16 protein-coding genes are annotated in these 17,422 nt (G+C 49.8%); 2 read left to right on the plus strand and 14 right to left on the minus strand.

Going from position 1 to position 17,422, the window contains the following annotated elements; translation table 11 throughout:
• Nucleotides 1–87 precede the first annotated feature (87 nt).
• The 12 genes from MHH57_RS19900 to MHH57_RS19955 all read right to left on the minus strand — a co-directional run bounded on the left by MHH57_RS19900 (nt 88) and on the right by MHH57_RS19955 (nt 10,595).
• On the minus strand, nt 88–1,749 hold the full coding sequence (locus MHH57_RS19900; RefSeq protein ID WP_029518282.1) for a glycosyltransferase: 1,662 nt from the start codon (nt 1,747–1,749) through the stop codon (nt 88–90).
• Nucleotides 1,750–1,809: 60 nt separating this feature from the next.
• The gene (locus tag MHH57_RS19905; RefSeq protein ID WP_029518281.1) at nt 1,810–2,943 is read right to left on the minus strand and encodes a glycosyltransferase; all 1,134 of its coding nucleotides are present in this window, start codon (nt 2,941–2,943) and stop codon (nt 1,810–1,812) included.
• 33 nt (nt 2,944–2,976) lie between these two features.
• A complete protein-coding gene (locus tag MHH57_RS19910) occupies nt 2,977–4,068 on the minus strand; it encodes a DUF3880 domain-containing protein (RefSeq protein WP_029518280.1) in 1,092 nt (363 codons plus the stop codon).
• A gap of 181 nt (nt 4,069–4,249) precedes the next feature.
• Nucleotides 4,250–4,609, minus strand: a complete 360-nt coding sequence (locus MHH57_RS19915) for a hypothetical protein (protein ID WP_039272662.1) — start codon at nt 4,607–4,609, stop codon at nt 4,250–4,252.
• Nucleotides 4,557–4,907: a hypothetical protein gene (locus MHH57_RS19920; protein WP_039272663.1), complete on the minus strand. Its 351-nt coding sequence runs from the start codon at nt 4,905–4,907 to the stop codon at nt 4,557–4,559. Before MHH57_RS19920 ends, MHH57_RS19915 begins: the two co-directional genes overlap by 53 nt.
• Nucleotides 4,907–5,239, minus strand: a complete 333-nt coding sequence (locus MHH57_RS19925; RefSeq protein ID WP_029518277.1) for a hypothetical protein — start codon at nt 5,237–5,239, stop codon at nt 4,907–4,909. The genes MHH57_RS19920 and MHH57_RS19925 overlap by 1 nt, the downstream gene beginning before the upstream one ends.
• Nucleotides 5,240–5,268: 29 nt before the next feature.
• Nucleotides 5,269–5,556 carry a hypothetical protein gene (locus tag MHH57_RS19930; RefSeq protein WP_013311765.1) on the minus strand — a complete coding sequence of 96 codons (288 nt, stop codon included), beginning with the start codon at nt 5,554–5,556 and terminating at the stop codon, nt 5,269–5,271.
• Nucleotides 5,557–5,675: 119 nt separating this feature from the next.
• Nucleotides 5,676–7,136 carry a glycosyltransferase gene (locus tag MHH57_RS19935; RefSeq protein ID WP_342434441.1) on the minus strand — a complete coding sequence of 487 codons (1,461 nt, stop codon included), beginning with the start codon at nt 7,134–7,136 and terminating at the stop codon, nt 5,676–5,678.
• Nucleotides 7,137–7,208: 72 nt separating this feature from the next.
• On the minus strand, nt 7,209–7,940 hold the full coding sequence (locus MHH57_RS19940; RefSeq protein ID WP_029518275.1) for a sugar phosphate nucleotidyltransferase: 732 nt from the start codon (nt 7,938–7,940) through the stop codon (nt 7,209–7,211).
• Nucleotides 7,937–8,737 (minus strand): glycosyltransferase family 2 protein, encoded by an 801-nt coding sequence (locus MHH57_RS19945; protein WP_069012642.1) that lies wholly within the window; start codon nt 8,735–8,737, stop codon nt 7,937–7,939. Before MHH57_RS19945 ends, MHH57_RS19940 begins: the two co-directional genes overlap by 4 nt.
• On the minus strand, nt 8,734–9,669 hold the full coding sequence (locus MHH57_RS19950; protein ID WP_069012641.1) for a glycosyltransferase family A protein: 936 nt from the start codon (nt 9,667–9,669) through the stop codon (nt 8,734–8,736). Before MHH57_RS19950 ends, MHH57_RS19945 begins: the two co-directional genes overlap by 4 nt.
• Nucleotides 9,666–10,595 carry a glycosyltransferase gene (locus MHH57_RS19955; protein ID WP_069012640.1) on the minus strand — a complete coding sequence of 310 codons (930 nt, stop codon included), beginning with the start codon at nt 10,593–10,595 and terminating at the stop codon, nt 9,666–9,668. The genes MHH57_RS19950 and MHH57_RS19955 overlap by 4 nt, the downstream gene beginning before the upstream one ends.
• A 559-nt stretch (nt 10,596–11,154) precedes the next feature.
• Here MHH57_RS19955 and MHH57_RS19960 point away from each other — a divergent pair.
• Nucleotides 11,155–12,933, plus strand: a complete 1,779-nt coding sequence (locus MHH57_RS19960) for a M4 family metallopeptidase (RefSeq protein WP_069012639.1) — start codon at nt 11,155–11,157, stop codon at nt 12,931–12,933.
• 468 nt (nt 12,934–13,401) lie between these two features.
• Nucleotides 13,402–15,201 (plus strand): M4 family metallopeptidase, encoded by a 1,800-nt coding sequence (locus MHH57_RS19965; protein WP_209949722.1) that lies wholly within the window; start codon nt 13,402–13,404, stop codon nt 15,199–15,201.
• Nucleotides 15,202–15,331: 130 nt separating this feature from the next.
• Here the strand turns inward: MHH57_RS19965 and MHH57_RS19970 are convergent, their stop codons facing one another.
• Both MHH57_RS19970 and MHH57_RS19975 read right to left on the minus strand, forming a co-directional pair.
• Complete coding sequence (locus tag MHH57_RS19970) at nt 15,332–16,111, minus strand: WIAG-tail domain (protein WP_209949721.1); 780 nt, start codon at nt 16,109–16,111, stop codon at nt 15,332–15,334.
• 113 nt (nt 16,112–16,224) lie between these two features.
• Entirely contained in the window at nt 16,225–17,388 is a 1,164-nt protein-coding gene (locus MHH57_RS19975) for a glycosyltransferase family 4 protein (protein ID WP_342434442.1), read from the minus strand.
• Between the last annotated feature and the right edge of the window lie 34 nt (nt 17,389–17,422).

The raw sequence follows: 17,422 nt of genomic DNA on the forward strand, positions 1-17,422 counted from the left end.
TTGAATTGTGGCGTTCAATGAAGGATAGCCATCCAGCAGACTGGCTGTGCTCCAGCTTAACGTTCATCTCAAAGGTCCGGCGTAGGTTCACCCGGACCGTTGTTTTGTATGCTGTCCAGCCTTGAGTGTGACTCGCTTCGGTTTGTGCGCGTTGTGTCGCCGTGACCGGTGCTTGATTTTCCGCTTGAGCTTCTGTCTGGACTTGGTTTTCGGATAAAGTCCCTTCGACAACGGGAACCCGTGAATTTTCTTAAGGCGACTCTTGCCGCCGCTTCTCTTATACCTGCGATTCCGAAGTCTGGTACGCTTGCGGCCCTTTGGCCATCTCGCCCGAATACTACGCTTGCCGCGGGGCAATTCGGGTGGTGACTCAGGTAAAGGGGGTGCTGGTTGTGGCAAGCCCTGAATGGCTGCATATTCGATTGGCGGCAGACCCAGCACAGGCAGCTGACACACCACCGATTCAGGAAATTCTCGAATCGTGCTGGTATAACCCTCCGGTATAGCGGTGACCTGACGCAGCCCTTCGCCTTCCCTCGTCCATACAGGTCCACCCGGCTGCTGAATCAACGGGAACCAATGCGGATGATGACATACCCATTGACTGACCATGAGGTGCATACTGCTTCGGTAGGAATCAGGTCCGTATACACGTGTAGCTGCACTGTTGTTACGGACACCAATCCGTTCCACTTCCTCGGGATGATCGAGCAGATAGCCCACTTTTTGCGCCAGCATGTCGCTGTTGCCCGGCTCTACCAAAAAATCTGTATTTCCGGTAGCCTCCATCAATTCCACAAGTCCACCCTGCGCAAAGGCTACCACGGGCTTACCGTAAACTAGCCCTTCCAGGGCGGTCAGACCAAAGCCTTCTTCCACCATACTTGGGATCACAACAATATCCATTGCGCTATAGGCCGTTGACACGGATTCCTCGAATGAATTGAACTGGAAGCGGCGGCTATAACGAGATTGGCGGATTAAAGAGACACATTTTACGTAATATTCCGAGTCCACCGAGCTGCCGATGATCCAGAAACGACACCGCGAATTGGTTTCGCACAGCTTTAGAGCCATTTGGACAAAAGGTAACAGCCCTTTGGCTTCGTAGATAAAGGAAGAAATATAACCAATGCAAATATGAAAATCCCGCAGCCCCAGTTTTTCACGTTTCCTTTTCCGTTCCAGCACATGCTCTCTGGGAGACGGCATATCCATATCCCGGCAGGGAGACAACACCGTATGCGGACGTGTCAGTCCCCCACCATGCAAAGGACGCATTACAGCTTGAGAAATGCCGATGACCCATTGGCTATAGCGCTCAATGATAGAAACAGAAACTGGCGTATGCGCATTCTGGTTAATGACTTCGGTAATTTTCCAGATCACCGGAATATTAAGCTCATGGGCAGCCATTGCAGGCATGACGTTCACACAGGTATTGACCAGCACCACATCAGGTCGAGCATGCCGAAGCATCTGGAACAACGGTGCATACGCCACATGGGTCCGCAAATTCTCCGCATCCTGCGCCAATCCCTCATATGGGGTATACATGCCATGCAGCATGAACAGATTCTGTGTCAGAACGGTGATTCCGCGCTTGCGGGCCATTGAGGTCAGCCGCCCTTCACCAGGCGTTACGAGAATACAATCGAAGTACGTACGCATATCTAGACAAAATTGCAATAGCAGCTTCTCTGCCCCCGTAATACTGCGGACGTTGCTAACATGGCTGAATAACATCATTTTCGGCTTGATCGGAGTTCACCTCCTTTAAAATAGCAACCACCGGACGTGTGAATCACCTTATGGAAATATGACCGACAACAGTTGGTCAATCCGGTGACCATACGTGTGCTCCCGCAGGGTTCGTTCCAGAGCACGCAGAGCAATCTCACGACGCTCCTTTTCATGCGTCAAATAAAACTCAACCTTCTCCAGCAGTTCCTGCTGAGAGCTGTAGGTCTCTATCTCTTCCCCTGGCTTGTAAAAACGAGCCAGATCATCTCTTGTATCTGTCAGTTGCAACGTGCCACTGGCAGAAATTTCAAACGTACGCGGATTGGGCGAAGCCCCCGGAATTTTCAGTGAGTTGTTGTTCACCGAATCATCCTGATGGGAACGATGAAGATTAATTACGATTTTGCTGCCGTTGTACGAATCATTGGTCTCGCCCGGAGACATCCAGCGACCCAGCTCAATTTTGTCACCATACGACTGATAATCCGGGAGACGATCCCACCAGATTCCGTTGATTTTAATGTTACGAGCCATGAGCTGCGGCATAATCGGATTAAAGAAATAGATGCGGTTCCAGTAGGCTGAGCCTGTAAACCCAATCTCACGTCGTACCGAAGCGGGCGAGCTGAGGGGGAAATAGTGAGTCAGAAATGCTCCAAAGGGCAAATAGTGCACAGACGTGCAACCCAACTGACGGTACAGCTCCATGCAGTTCATCTCTAACGTGAACACATAATCATAATTCGTAACGATTTTGGTCGTCGTGTCGGTGTAATACGGATCGTCCGTTAGCCAGATGGCGGTGGGGATGCCCAACTGGCGTACCGCAGTAACCTGCTCCAACGGAAGATCCATTCCATCCAGTGCCAGCATCAGATTCGGACGGAGCTGAGCGGCAATATCTCCTACCGGCTGACGTGGGTCTGTTACGGTAACCTGAGCCGTCATGCTCTGCAATGTGGTAATGACCGCCTCATCCAGCGGAGAATACGGAAGGCCTTTGCCTGAGACGACATACAGTACATGGATTTGTCGAAAAGGGAAAACTGCTTTCATCCGCGCAACAATTGCGTTAGCACGGCCGCGCAGATATCCTTCGTCGTATCCGTCATGCAATCCCGCAGTTCTCCCCTTTTCCCAGGAGGCTGCCGCCGTCTGGTGAACAGCCGGGTCATACGGTCCTGTCGTAGATATCGTCATCACTTTCACTCCTCACTGTTTATGGTGTTTACTTTAGGCCATCGCCTTGTCCAGCAGTTCTTCCATGCGATTGGAGTACATATGCTTTTGCATAGTCGTGTACAATGCGCGCCAGGCCATGCGTTCGCGTTCCCAATCATGCTTGAGATAGTAGTCCAGCTTCACTTTCAATTCATCTGCTCCAGAGAAAGTTTCAATGTCATAGCCTGGTCGGTAATAACGGCTCAAATCCTTCCGAACATCCGTCATTTGAAGCGTGCCACAAGCAGAAATTTCATATGTCCGAGGATTGATGGACTCCGCTGAAAGCTGGTGTGTATTCCGATTATCCAGTCCGGGGTCTGTCGGGCGGTGCATATTGATGACAATTTTGGAGCCGTTATAATATTGAGCGGTCTCTTCCGGCTCCATAAAGCCCGGACGGATAAAGCGTTCCAGCACATCCCGCCGGGTCAGCCGATCCCAGTGCCCACCTACGATCAGCACTCTTTTGTCCGCCAAGAAGGGAGCTAGGTGGTCGAATAGCTTCACACGGTTCCAGAAGGCATTTCCAATGAAACAAATATCATGCTGATGCTCCCGCTCTACCCGCCGAGGATAAAAGATACGAGCTGACGCAGCCAGCGGCAAATAGTGAACCCTCGTTACTCCCTGATCGCGATAAAACGGCAGGCAAGAAATTTCGTGCGTAAATACGACATCGTAGGATTGACAGATCAACGCCGTATCCTCCGTAAAGTAAGGATCATCTACAAACCATATGGCCGTCCGAATGCCTAGGGCTCGTATTTGCTGTACCTGCTCCAGATGATCCGCCGGAAAAACATGCAGCCCGTTCATGACCAGCACGAGGTCTGGACGTTGAGCCTCGGCGTCAGCTAGCATCGTAGCAGGCGTACCGATGGCGCATGAGCTGCATATTTGGCCTAATGCTTCTTGCACACCTGTGTCTATAGCTGCGAAACCTTGCGGAATATACAACACTTTCAAATGACGAACAGCAGGCTGTATGGCCACGACCTGTGACAGAGCAGCCGTGCAACCGCCCATTCTGCGTCCTTCCCGATAGCCGCATCGGTACGCTTCGCGTTCATTTCCGCTTTGTTGATCGTTCACATCCTTCACCCTGTCCTGTTGTAGGATAAACTTCTGTCACTCCTAAACTATATGCGGAGGGGTCAAACGCATCATGGACGACTGCCACTGCCCGGACAAAATTGGCGTTTGCCCGTCCAACTGCCGAACCGCAAATAACCCCGAAGCTGTGTAGCTTCGGGGGTTAGCTGTCATGGATGTTCTGCATAGTTTACTGAGCCTTGTAAGCGACCTGGTGTCCATCTTCATAACCTTTGGCAAAGCCTGAATTGAAACCCTCGTTGTAAGCTGCATCATACCCCTGCTGAAATGCCTGCGGATCATGCTCCAATGCAACAGTCCCGGGCTGTGGATTCTCCGCAGAAGGGACTGCCACCGGGTTAGCTTGAGGTTTTTTTCGCCGCCGCAAAAGAGGATGTCTTCTACGTGCAGAATGATGTCCTCTTTTACGGCGTCTTAGAGCAAGCAGACGTCTTCTTCTCCGTTTTAATCTGCGAATGCTGGAACGCCGGGCATCTTTACGTCTTTTGCGGGCTTTTTCCCGAGTGGCGCGTTCCCACCTTGTGCTCATTTTCATTCCTCCTTTGCTTTCTCGTGGTGGTTTCATTTTTCTGAACAGGCACATGGAGCCACGGCTTCGTCGGTTTTCCATATACCTGTCGTCTTAATGGAATACCCGCCAACATTTGCGTGATTTCGCCCTGGTAGTTGCTGAGTATACGAATGGTTTCTTCCAGACGGGTAGCCGACATATCCGCATGGGGCGTCAAGTCCGCAAGACTGGTCAGCATCCGGGCAACGGCGTGCTGGCTGGCAGCAATAGACTCCATTATATCCAGCTTGATCTCACGTTCACGCCTCATGCTCATTAGTTCATATCCCCCGAGCCCATGCCTCCCATCATCCCTTCCATGCCGCCACCCTGCTGCTCATCCTGATCCAGCAATGCTTTGAGATTGCTGCAAAGACCAGTCTGAAGCCGCGTTAATCCCTCCAGCATTTCCACCATTTGCTCGTGAATCTCCAAAGGTCGCCCCAGCTGTTCTTCATCGGTGTCAAAGGCGTGGGGCGCCAGATGGTTCAGCGCCCAATTACGCACTTTTTCTGCTTCGACCGCCTTGGCCTCCAGGATCATAGACACATTCCGCTGCATTTTGGAGGCTGCGTCCAGCATGTGAATCATTGCTTGTTCCCTACTCATGTGTTCACTCCCTGCCCTCGGTTGTTACGTTACTCCTCTTCCGGGTATGCCGTTTCCTTCACGACACGAACGAGCATTTCAGCCATTGCTTCTTGAAGATCGGCAATGCCGTTCAGATAGGCCACAATGCTTTTGTTTACTTGTCCCGAGCTGTCGAGAATGCCCGGAATTCCGTCAAAACGCGGCTCCTCATCTGGCAGTTCATGTATGATCTGCGCCATGCGCACAACCACCTGCCGTTCCGCATCCAACAACCTTGACATCTGCTGCTGCGAGTGCGAAATGTGGATCAGCAAATCATCTAACTCGTTATGCATAAGCCCCTCCTTTATGTGCTCCGCCGTGCGGAACGCACGAATTACCTACGGGCTTTCCGCTACTACAGCGTATGCCGCAGCGAGTAGTCGGTTCCGCCTAAAAGCGCCTATTCAGATCATTACAGATGCCCGTGCAGCACCGGTGGAGCAATAATAGGCTGCTTCTCCGGCAATGCCGACAATTCTTCAGAGGACAAAAATTGAATTGGATAGTCCTCAGCCCGCCAACTCATCACAGCGTAGAGGGTAAGGAATGGTCTTTTCCAACCGTTGCCGATTTGGTACAGTTGCCCACCTTCAGCATACAGTAACTCGATCCATCGCCTACGTTGGGCCGGGATATGAAGTGTGGGCAACATGGACATGTTCCCCAGCTCAGGAGCCGCCAGCACAGGCAAGGGTTCCTCTGGCGACTCAGCTACAGGTGCATCAGTGCTGCCGGAAACTGTGACCTCCGGCTTCCCTACCAAGGGAAGTGCCAACAAGTCCAGCTGAGACAATCTGACAGGGCGCACGTTTTCACCTCCCGCAGCACTGACTCCATGCAGATACCGCCTTCTTCCCGGCTCTAACCGAAATACTACACCGGACGGTCCCTGAACAACCGCTCCGATGGGGTAAAAGCTTGCCGCTGATACGTGTGTTTCCTTATCTGTTGAGATCTGGCCGTCCGTCTCCGCTGTACTGAATTTCAGGGTGTGAAACAGCTTATCCGCATCCCCCCACTTTTGTACAAAAAAGGATCGGTTCCGGCTGCTTTCCTCCATTGAACCGCTTGTTTCGGTCGTTAGAGGAAAACCATACACCGTATCCCGATCTCTTTCTTCATAATGGATAAAAGCATCTCCGGCAATTGCCATACGTATCCCCAACAAACGCACACGCAGTAGCCAATCTGCATGGGCCTCCTCAATACTGTGGCAGCCTTCGTCCCAGTAGCCCGTTTTTTTCAGTGTCTCTCTGCGCAGCAATAAACAAAATCCAGCCAAGCTTTCGGTCTCTCGCCATGCATCCGGTTTGGGAACATTGAAGGTCATGGCAAATTGACGTGCTCCATTATCGTTCATATAAGGAACCTCGATCTGCTGTTCTTTGAATGGACCATTCGTTACAGGCCCAACAACACCCATACACGGATCGCTGTGTAAACACCCTAACAACCGATCCAACCAGCCGGGGGTCACCATGGAGTTTTGATCCAGTACCACAATAGTAGTGCCTTTTGCCATCATCAGCCCCTGATTCAGGCTACCTATCATTTGCACATCCTTTTTTAACAGCGCATAACGCACAGCGATGCTTTTACGGAGCAAATAGGTGGATGTCCCGTCCGTCGAGCCGCAGTCCACTACAATAATTTCGTGAGGATGGCTCGTATTCTCCTCAATACGGTGAATGCATGCACGGAGCTGTTGAAGCTGATTGCAGGACGGAATGATAATACTGACGCCTTCAAATACTTTGCCGAACGAAGCCTGACCCAACCTGTTACCTTGCTCCTGGCCCCTTTTATATCCTGACCAATAGCCTTTCTTTCCGAGCCGCTTGCTGTGTTTCCTTTGCATATTCAGGCGTTTCATGCCGTTCACTCCTCCGGGTGGCATTATGCCTATACTATATGCCTGGCCCGGTAGGATGGTGTTTCATTGAGATCAAGGTAGAAGTCCTTTCATTTTCAATCCAGCTTCCTGAAGGGAATCGAAGGTTCCTGCGTCGCTCCAATAACGCCGTAAAATATCATATTCCAGCTTGCCTTCAGCGGCATAACAGTTGTTAACATCCGTGATCTCAAGCTCACCACGTGCCGAAGGTGTAATTTGCCGGATCTTATCGAACACGGCAGTATCGTACATATAGATACCCGTAACGCAGTATTTGGATTGGGGATGCTGTGGCTTTTCTTCAATCCGCGTAATGCTCTCCGGACGCTCAGGATCAAACACGGGTACCCCGTAACGACGAGCATCTGCCACCTTTTTCAACAACACTCTGGCGCTCCCCGGGGGCTGTTGCTTGAATCGTTCGATCACAGGTCCCAAGTCTTCCTTGAACAAATTATCACCTAACAAAACAGTGAATTTCTCTTCTGCCTGCATATAGCTTCTTGCCAGTTCGAGTGCTTCTGCAATGCCGCCCGCCTTTTCTTGAATCCGGTAGGTCAGTTGGACACCATAATCACTGCCACTGCCCAAAAAATCGGTATACAGTCCGGCCGATTGTTTACCAATAATAATAAGCATATCCGTAATCCCAGCCTGTCGCAGCCTCTCGATACCATATACGATCATGGGATACTTGCCGACCGGAAGCAGATGCTTGTTGAGTAATGTAGTCAACGGATGAAGGCGCGATCCGGTTCCTCCTGCGAGAATAACCCCTTTCATATCTTCCTTCCTCCTTCGACAGCATGTTCAGTGCATACAACCCCAGCGTTTCCAGTTTCGATGAACATTCTGGGATCTATGCTCCATTTCTCTATAAATAAACGATAGTTCCGCTCGATCAGCTCTTCGATCCAGGAAGTTTCCGAGCGTGAGAAGCTCGCATTCCCCTCGTGATAGACAAAACAGTCGTTGCACATGAGCAGCTTGTAGCCATGCACACGTGCGCGCAGACAATAATCGTCATCCTCATAATGTCCGGGACTGAACCGTTCATCCAGCAATCCGATCCGTTCCATCAGATCACGCCGGAATAACAAACAAAATCCGACCAACCGCTTAACCTCCTGCCACCTGGAGGGATTACTTACATTATTCTGCTCCGCATATCTCAGACAGCTGGCCAAATCTCCTTCCAAGCCGTGTATCTGCTGAATACCGCTGACGCAATTCGTCACCGGTCCCACCAATCCCACGATGCTTTCGCTCTGCAATGCGGCCAACATATTCGATAGCCATCCCCGCGTAACCGTCACATCATTGTTTAAAATAACGAACTGATCACCCGAAGCCAGCCGGAGCCCCATATTACATGCTGCTGGAAAGCCCCTGTTTTCAGGAAGACGTATGCTGATCAGCCGCTCGGATGCGCAAAAATCATCCGTTCCGTCATTCGAAGCGTTGTCCACAACAATGATTTCATACGGTACATCTATCGTATGTGTCCGAATCGCCTCAATACACGGCTTTAACAGATGCAGGCCGTTATAAGTCGGAATAATGATGCTCGTCAGACTCATTGTGCATTCCTCCCTTTGGCAACGTCTACCCGTGTTGGAACAGGCCCGAGCGGGGAATACCCGGCTACCTGAAACACAGCCGTCAGTGCCTCTGCATGATCACCGACGATCAACTGTTCCATAGCGTTCCCTTTGCCAACATTGAAGGTCCGCTTACGGTTTGTTTTAATGACATCGACAGCATGTACTGCCGCCACGATCATGCCATACAGAATTGCCATGGCGTGGGCTTTTGGCGGTACGGCAAGCACGGCTGAGCCAAGCTGATCCAGTAAACGCCGAGATAATGCATGCGGTACGGCGGTCAATGAGCTTGCTCCCAGATCCGGCCTGCGCAGTACGCGATTCAGGAATGCTTTGCACCGTGTCACGCTGTCTTGCTGGGCATAGGGGGGCAAATGTCTGCCCAGATCATTAAGCGCGACATCCGTTCCCTGATCCACCGCGTGGAGAAAAGGCAGCAAATCAGATCCCGAAATCGGCAAATCTCCGTCCACGAACAGCACAATATCAGCCTGCGTCATACGCGCGCCTACTGCACGGCCAACATCATGCCCCAGTCGATCGGGCACGTTGACGAGAGTCACATTAGGATGATGTTTGGCTACGGTGGAGCGCGTGCCGTCCGTGCAGCCGTTCAATACGACAATGATATCCGTAAGCGGAAGTTTTTCCAGCTCGCTCAGCACCCGGTCAATCGTTGACTCTTCATTACAGGCGCTGACCACGGCCGCTGCGGTTCCCTGTAATACAATATCTCCCGGAACTTCGCGTTCCACAGGCGGAGTCACTTTGGTCATTCCTGTTGCCCGAGGTGTGGGCTTTCTCACCCTACGGCTATGCATTGAAGTCGTCGTTCCTCGTTTTCGCTGAACACGTCTGACCCCCCAGCTCGGTTCTTCACGCTTCCCTCTGCGATACGGTCTACTCACAGTTTCACCTCGTCTCTGATCCGTTTGCGCTCCAAATCCGTAAAGCCCGCACGCGTTCCCAGATGCGATGTAAGCCAGGCAATGGCATCCAGATGATCCTGAACAATTACACCTGCCAGCGGGTCCTTGCCGTTCTGTTTTTTACGTGTCGCATTTATTTTACCGACAGCTATTCCATATACAGTCACCACTCGTAACCCGGAAGCGATGGACATAGCTTGAAATAAAGGAGGTTTCTCCAAGGGCTTTGGACCTATTTTGTTTAGAGCCTTTTGACTAATGGCGTGTGGAATGCCAGTCATAGATGCCCCCCCTAAATCAGCACGATTCGACAAGATATTCAATACATGCTTTGCCTCCACTACAGGATGTACGGGCGTATGATTCACAGGTCCATGGTAATCATTCAGCACCACATCCGCTCCTGCACATATGGCGTGTATAAACGGCCGGAGTCTAACGCAGGGAATGACGATATCCCCATCCAGGAAAAGCAGGATCTGTCCGGATGCCGCCTCCGCTCCAACACGACGGCCAACATCATGTCCGAGCGGTTCCGGGAAAGAAAGTACACGAGCTCCCGCCGCTGCTGCCACCTTCGCCGTTCTATCGTGTGATCCGTTCTCAACGACGATAACCTCTGTATGTGGATGGACACGGCGCGCCTCGCGAATCACAGCTCCGATTGTTTTTTGCTCATTCATGGCCGGAATAATGACAGATACGAAAAACTTTCCCACTGATGACGGTCCAGATGGTCGCTCTTCGCCGATCTGTGCCCCTCTCTCCGTGTCGAGTACCTCCCTCATGGCAGGGGTCTTATGCATGTTCGGCATTCGTAACGGCAGCCACATCTTAGAATGATAGTATGCGCCGGAATGCCGCCTCCGTTTGATCTTGTATCCAGCTCTTCCCTGCTTCTTCATGCTCCCGTCTCACCTCCCTTCCTGCTGTATAGATGGACAGCATGATTAGGACAGTTCAACATAACCTATGCGGTCCAAAAGCCGTGTGTAACGGCAAGCGTGGAGTCTTTTCGACATAGCAATTTTCGACTTTATTTTACATAACTTATTAATCCTATTAAATAAGTGAGTTATTAGGGTCTAAAGATTCATTTTGGATAAATTTGTGACATAGATCTTCTCGTCTGTCATTCTCTGTGCTAATATCAGAGCCAGATGATGGGAGTTCAAAAAATCAACATTAGTTTTTTTTGCATAAGTCATTCTTTTCCATTATCCACCATTATTCTATTTTCTTTATATACGACAGGAAAGGAGGAGTTTGTCACCTTTTTAGGCCACATGCTTCATACTGCAGTACCCTCTTTTCACGTACGCTTCATGAAAAACACTTCGGTATTTCTCTTCATGTTCCATTTTCTTCTATTCCAGACGACAACACGACCTACATAAATGGCGCAATGCCTTATTCAAGACAGGATGATTCATCCTGACATTAATCGAGGAGAGTGAATTTTTAATGAAAAAAGTATGGGTTTCGCTTCTTGGAGGAGCTATGTTGTTAGGGTCTGTCGCGTCTGGTGCATCAGCGGAGAGTTCCGTTTCGGGGCCGACTCAGCTTACACCGACCTTTCACGCCGAGCAATGGAAAGCCCCTTCCTCGGTATCGGGTGACGACATTGTATGGAGCTATTTGAATCGGCAAAAGAAATCGTTATTGGGTGCGGACGACTCTAGTGTACGTGAACAATTCCGAATCGTTGATCGCACAAGCGACAAGTCCGGTGTGAGCCATTATCGGCTGAAACAGTATGTAAACGGGATTCCCGTATATGGAGCTGAACAGACTATTCATGTGGGCAAATCTGGTGAGGTCACCTCTTACTTAGGAGCGGTGGTTACTGAGGATCAGCAAGCTGAAGCTACGCAAGGTACAACTCCAAAAATCAGCGCTTCTGAAGCGGTCTACACTGCATATAAAGAAGCATCTGCACGGATTGAAGCCCTCCCTACCTCCGACGATACGATTTCTAAAGATGCTGAGGAACAAAGCAGTGTAAGCAAAGACACTTACGCCGAAGCAGCTAACAACGAAAAAACGCTATCCATTGATAAAGACGAGCTGAGTCTTGATAAAGCGTCTGCCTTGAAAGATAGCAAAATTGAAGCGGTGGAGACAGAAAAAAGTTCCATTGCCAAAATCGCTAATCTGCAGCCAGAAGTAGATCCTAAAGCCGATCTGTACTTCTATCCTAAAGGGGATGACCTGCAGCTGGTTTATGTAACAGAAGTCAATGTTTTAGAACCTGCCCCACTGCGTACTCGCTACATTATTGATGCCAATGATGGCAGCATCGTATTCCAGTATGACATCATTAATGAAGCGACAGGCACAGGTAAAGGTGTGCTTGGTGATAGCAAATCATTCAACACGACGGCTTCCGGTAGTAGCTACCAGTTAAAAGATACAACACGCGGTAATGGTATCGTGACTTACACGGCCTCCAACCGCCAAAGCATCCCAGGTACCCTTCTGACCGATGCCGATAATGTATGGAATGATCCAGCCGGCGTGGATGCCCATGCATATGCTGCCAAAACATATGATTACTATAAGTCTAAATTTGGACGCAACAGCATTGACGGACGCGGGCTGCAACTCCGTTCGACAGTCCATTACGGTAGCCGCTACAACAACGCCTTCTGGAATGGCTCCCAAATGACTTATGGAGACGGGGATGGTAGCACATTTATCGCCTTCAGCGGGGACCCCGATGTAGTGGGACATGAACTTACGCACGGTGTCACAGAGTATACTTCGAATTTGGAATATTACGGAGAGTCCGGTGCATTAAATGAAGCTTTCTCGGACGTTATCGGCAATGACATTCAGCGTAAAAACTGGCTTGTAGGCGATGATATTTATACGCCAAACATTGCAGGCGATGCTCTTCGCTCTATGTCAAATCCTACGCTGTATGATCAACCAGATCACTATTCCGACTTGTATAAAGGCAGCTCCGATAACGGTGGCGTTCATACGAACAGCGGCATTATTAATAAAGCCTACTATTTATTGGCACAAGGTGGTACTTTCCATGGGGTAGCTGTAAATGGAATTGGCCGCGATGCAGCGGTCCAAATTTACTATAGTGCCTTTACGAACTACCTGACTTCTTCTTCTGACTTCTCCAACGCACGCGCTGCTGTGATCCAAGCGGCAAAAGATCTGTACGGTGCGAACTCGGCACAAGCAACTGCAGCTGCCAAATCTTTTGATGCTGTAGGTGTAAACTAAATCATATACGCTATAATCCTCATATTCTCGTCCATAGACCGTTGCCGTTGTGCAACTGTCATGTGGCCCTACTCATACAATGGACGAAAAAATAGGGGTGCAGTGTACAAGTCTGCGCCCCTTCCCCCCTTATTTATGGCGTCCCCTCAAAGGGGCGCCCTTTTCATATTCATAGAGTCCCTCCGATCATTTTCGACTAAATAAGACAAATAAACCGTAAATCAGGGACTAAAGATTCATTTTGGGGTATTTTGTAAAATTAATCTTCTCGTTCGACAACCTCTGTGCTAATATCAGAGCCGAGACGATGAAATTGCAAAAAAAATAAACCTTAATATTTTACATAAGGTCATTTTTATCCAGCCTCTTCACGTTTCAAAGTAGCAACAAGACTTACATATATGACGCTAGGCTTCTGCAAACAGGGTGTTTTTTACCCCAACATTAATTAAGGAGAGTGAGTATGAATTGAAAAAAGTATGGGTTTCACTTCTAGGAGGAGCTATGTTATTAGGAGCCATTGCGCCTGGAGCCTCCGCAGCTGAAAATTCTGTTCCCGATCCGACTCAGTTTACGCCAACATTCCAAACGGTGAACTGGAAGTCTCCTTCAACGGTAACAGGCGACAATCTGGTCTGGAGCTTTTTAAATCGACAACAAAAAACATTATTGAGTCTGGACGATACCCACATCGGTTCCCATGTGCGCGAGCAATTTCGTATCGTGGATCGCACCAGTGACAAATTTGGTACAAAGCATTATCGGTTAAAACAATATGTAGACGGAATTCCCGTATTTGGAGCCGAACAGACCATCCATGTGAACAAGTCTGGTCAAATCACCTCTTATTTGGGAGCTGTCATTTCAGAAAATCAACAAGCCGATGCTAAAGAAAATACAACTCCAAAAATCAGTGCTACTGAGGCTGTATATACCGCTTATAAAGATGCAGCTATACGGGTTCAGTCTCTCCCTTCCTCCGCCCCAATCGTTCCTGAACCTTACGAGGGTACAAGTAGTGTAAGTAAAGACACTTACGGAACAGCATCTAACAATGAATTTTCAATCTCTGTTGATAAGGACTCCTTGGATTTGGATAAAGCAGCTGAACTGGAGAACAGTACATTGGAAGTGGTAGAGCCTGCATCCTCTATTCCCAAGATTGCCAATCTGGAACCAAGCGTGGACCCTACAGCAGAACTGTACATCTATCCCGATGGAGACTCCACACGTCTCGTCTATGTAACCGAAGTTAATACTCTACAGCCCACTCTGCTGCGCACACGTTACTTTATTGACGCTAATGACGGAAAAATCGTATTCAAGTATGACATTCTTAACGAAGTAATCGGCACAGGGCGCGGTGTATTCGGCGATACCAAAACATTTGAAACCACAGCCTCGGGCAAGAAGTATCAACTAAAGGATACGACTCGTGGTAAAGGAATCCTAACTTATAACGTCCACAACACCGAGACGCTCCCCGGCACCCTGTATACAGATTCCGATAACGTATGGGAAGATCCTGCTGCGGTGGATGCCCACGCTTACGCTATTCGCACTTACGATTATTACAAGGATAGATTTGGACGCGACAGCATTGACGGGCATGGCATGGCCATCGCTTCGGCAGTCCATTACGGCGCAAAGAACTACAATAATGCCCACTGGGGTGGCACTCACATGCTTTACGGAGACGGAGACGGCACGTTATTTGCCCCTTTTAGCAGCGACCTTGAAATTGTTGCCCATGAGCTGACACACGGTGTGACCGAGCATTCATCAGGGCTCGTGTATTTCGCTGAATCTGGTGCATTAAGTGAAGCCATCTCAGATATTATAGGCAACGACATTGAGCGTACCAATTGGGATTTCGGCAAAGTCGCTTATACCCCTAATATTAAGGGCGATGCCATTCGCTCCCTTTCCGATCCTGTCAAATACGGTCAAGTCGATCACTACAGCAATCTCTATCCTGATCCTAACAACGAGGATTATGGTGGAGCCCATATTAATAGCGGTATTATTAATAAAGCCTACTATCTACTGGCACAAGGTGGCACTTTTCATGGTGTCAAGGTAGATGGAATCGGACGTGATGCAGCCGTATATATTTATTATAATGCCTTCACCAATTATCTGACTTCCACGTCTAACTTCTCCACCGCACGTGCTGCTGTTATCCAAACAGCCAAAGACAGTTATGGTGAAAATTCAATAGCCGTAACCTCTGCTATTAAGTCTTTTGATGCCGTAGGTGTGAAATAAGTGTAATAATATAAACTTCCCCGATATTACAAGTCTACCCCCTTCTCTCTTATGTATACGGCGTCCCACTAGGGGACGCCTTTTTTCTACTATAAAGTTGATTATGGACACTTATATTCCTGGCTTCTTATTATTGCCCCATCGCAATCCAAAGGACCAACCCTTCACATAGCGGACCTGAGTGTATGCGTTCCACAGTAAGTACTGCTGAATACCTCTGACGTTGTGTGACGGATACCATCACTCCCGGTATACTGGCATTGGCTGTGATTACATACTGTGTATCTACAAAAGGTTTCTCAAATACAACGCTCACTTCACCCCTATCCGCTTGTGCGGGGAGGTGAAAAGAAATGCTCCCATATTGAGGTGAAGCTATATGATCGTCAGAAGCCTCGTCACTGGTCGCTGATCCATCGCGAATGGCATTCAAGTCTAATTCTTTCTCCGTATCGAAAGCTAGATCGATATCTTGCTCAGGCAAGACCACGCGCTGCTTTGGGCGGTGTCTTCCTTCCGCAATGTGAATACTGGTTATGGAACAATCCAGTAATGAATCTTGCTCTGCCTGATCTTCCATCGTAATAGACGGTTTATCGTTATCCATCCTGCATTCCGTATCTGACTCAGGCACAGACAACAGCAGTACAGATGCTCGATTCATCTGCATCGCTTCCTCTAGCGTTTTGGGAAGCTTATGCTTCTTCCATGCCGCTTCCTCTACAGCTTGAACCGAGGTATCCTTCTCTACAGGGGCAGGGACCGTTGCCGTCCCGCGCTGGCTCGGTCTATGACTGCCGGAAGTCGAAGCCGCTTTCTCCTTGTTAACACGGGGGGAGGGAACCGCATGGGAAAGGTTACGCCGTGCTGTTCTTTTATCCTTAGGGCTATGGTTCGTACGATGGTTCATGGTGACCGCTCCTTTGGCACAGGAGTGAACCAGCGGTCGCTCCGCTTCATTCACCCGGCTGGGAATCATGGCTAATGCCTATAAGATAGCCTATGCGCGTAACAGCGCCTACGTCACTCCGTTACGCAGTCCGTTATGATTTGTGCCCAGCGTTGTGCTGAGTGCTGCCACAAAAATCGTCTCCGTACCTCGCCAAGTCCGGCTTCTCCCATCCGTCGTCGCAAGTCAGGTTGCTGGAGCAGCCTGATGATGGCATCGGCCATTTCCTGCTCACCGTGAGACGGATACACAAGCCAGCCTGTCTCGCCGTGTTGTACTACCTCTGGAATACCGCCGATTCGTGAAGCGACCACCGGCACTCCTGCTGCCATAGCTTCCAGATTGACCAGCCCGAAGGCCTCATCCTTCACTGAAGGAACAACAGTCGCATCGGCTAGCTGATATAGCGAGGCCAATGCTGGATGCGGAACATAGTCTAGGAATTGCACATGCTTCCCCAACCTTAGTTTACGCACCTGCCGATGCAACGACGCCGTATACGGCGTGAGGCGGTCATGCCCGTAATAGGCACTACCTGCAATGAGCAGCAGTACGCCCGGGCAGGCGCGGACGACATGCCGCAGGGCCTTGAGCAGCCGGTGAACGCCCTTCCCTGGCATCAGTCTGCCCGCAAATAATACGATTTGGCGGCCTGACCAGCCGAAATCGTCCAATCGCGCCGACCTGGCCGCTTCTGCTGCTGGAGTCCACCGTGGCAGGAAATCGCCAGGATGGATACCCAGCTTGTTTACGACGATGCGTTTCCTGACTGCTTCGGAACAGTCAGAAGCTACGATTGCTCCCAAATACGCACTGTTCACAATAATGCGATCCATTGATGCCAGTAGCCTACCCATGTCCTTCCGTTCAAGGTGAGGCTCCCGGATGAACGTGGTCGAATGCAAAGTCAGCACAACTCGGCTATTGGGCAAAGCCTCGCGAATGGCATACGCAACTGCCGGGCGGTTGTGTACATCTACTACCGCTGGTGACCATCTCTTTAAATCGGCAATCACCTCAGAAATATAACCTGCTCCCCGCGTAAAACGCATACAGGGAATTCCGTCGACATCGCCATGATCCGATGCCTCTGCTCCCTTTATGCCATAGATCTGCGCCTGAAGCTCATGACTAGCCAGCGGTACCATGCGGGCAATTACCCGCTCCACAGAACTGCTGCGGGGCGAAGGTATAACAAAGGAGCCCGGTGTAACAACTGCTACCTTCGGCCTCTGCATCACCACACCTACTTTCTGACCTTATTCCAACACT

Origin of the sequence: Paenibacillus sp. FSL H7-0442 (genome assembly GCF_038593105.1) — a bacterium.
Classification (GTDB): domain Bacteria; phylum Bacillota; class Bacilli; order Paenibacillales; family Paenibacillaceae; genus Paenibacillus; species Paenibacillus polymyxa_D.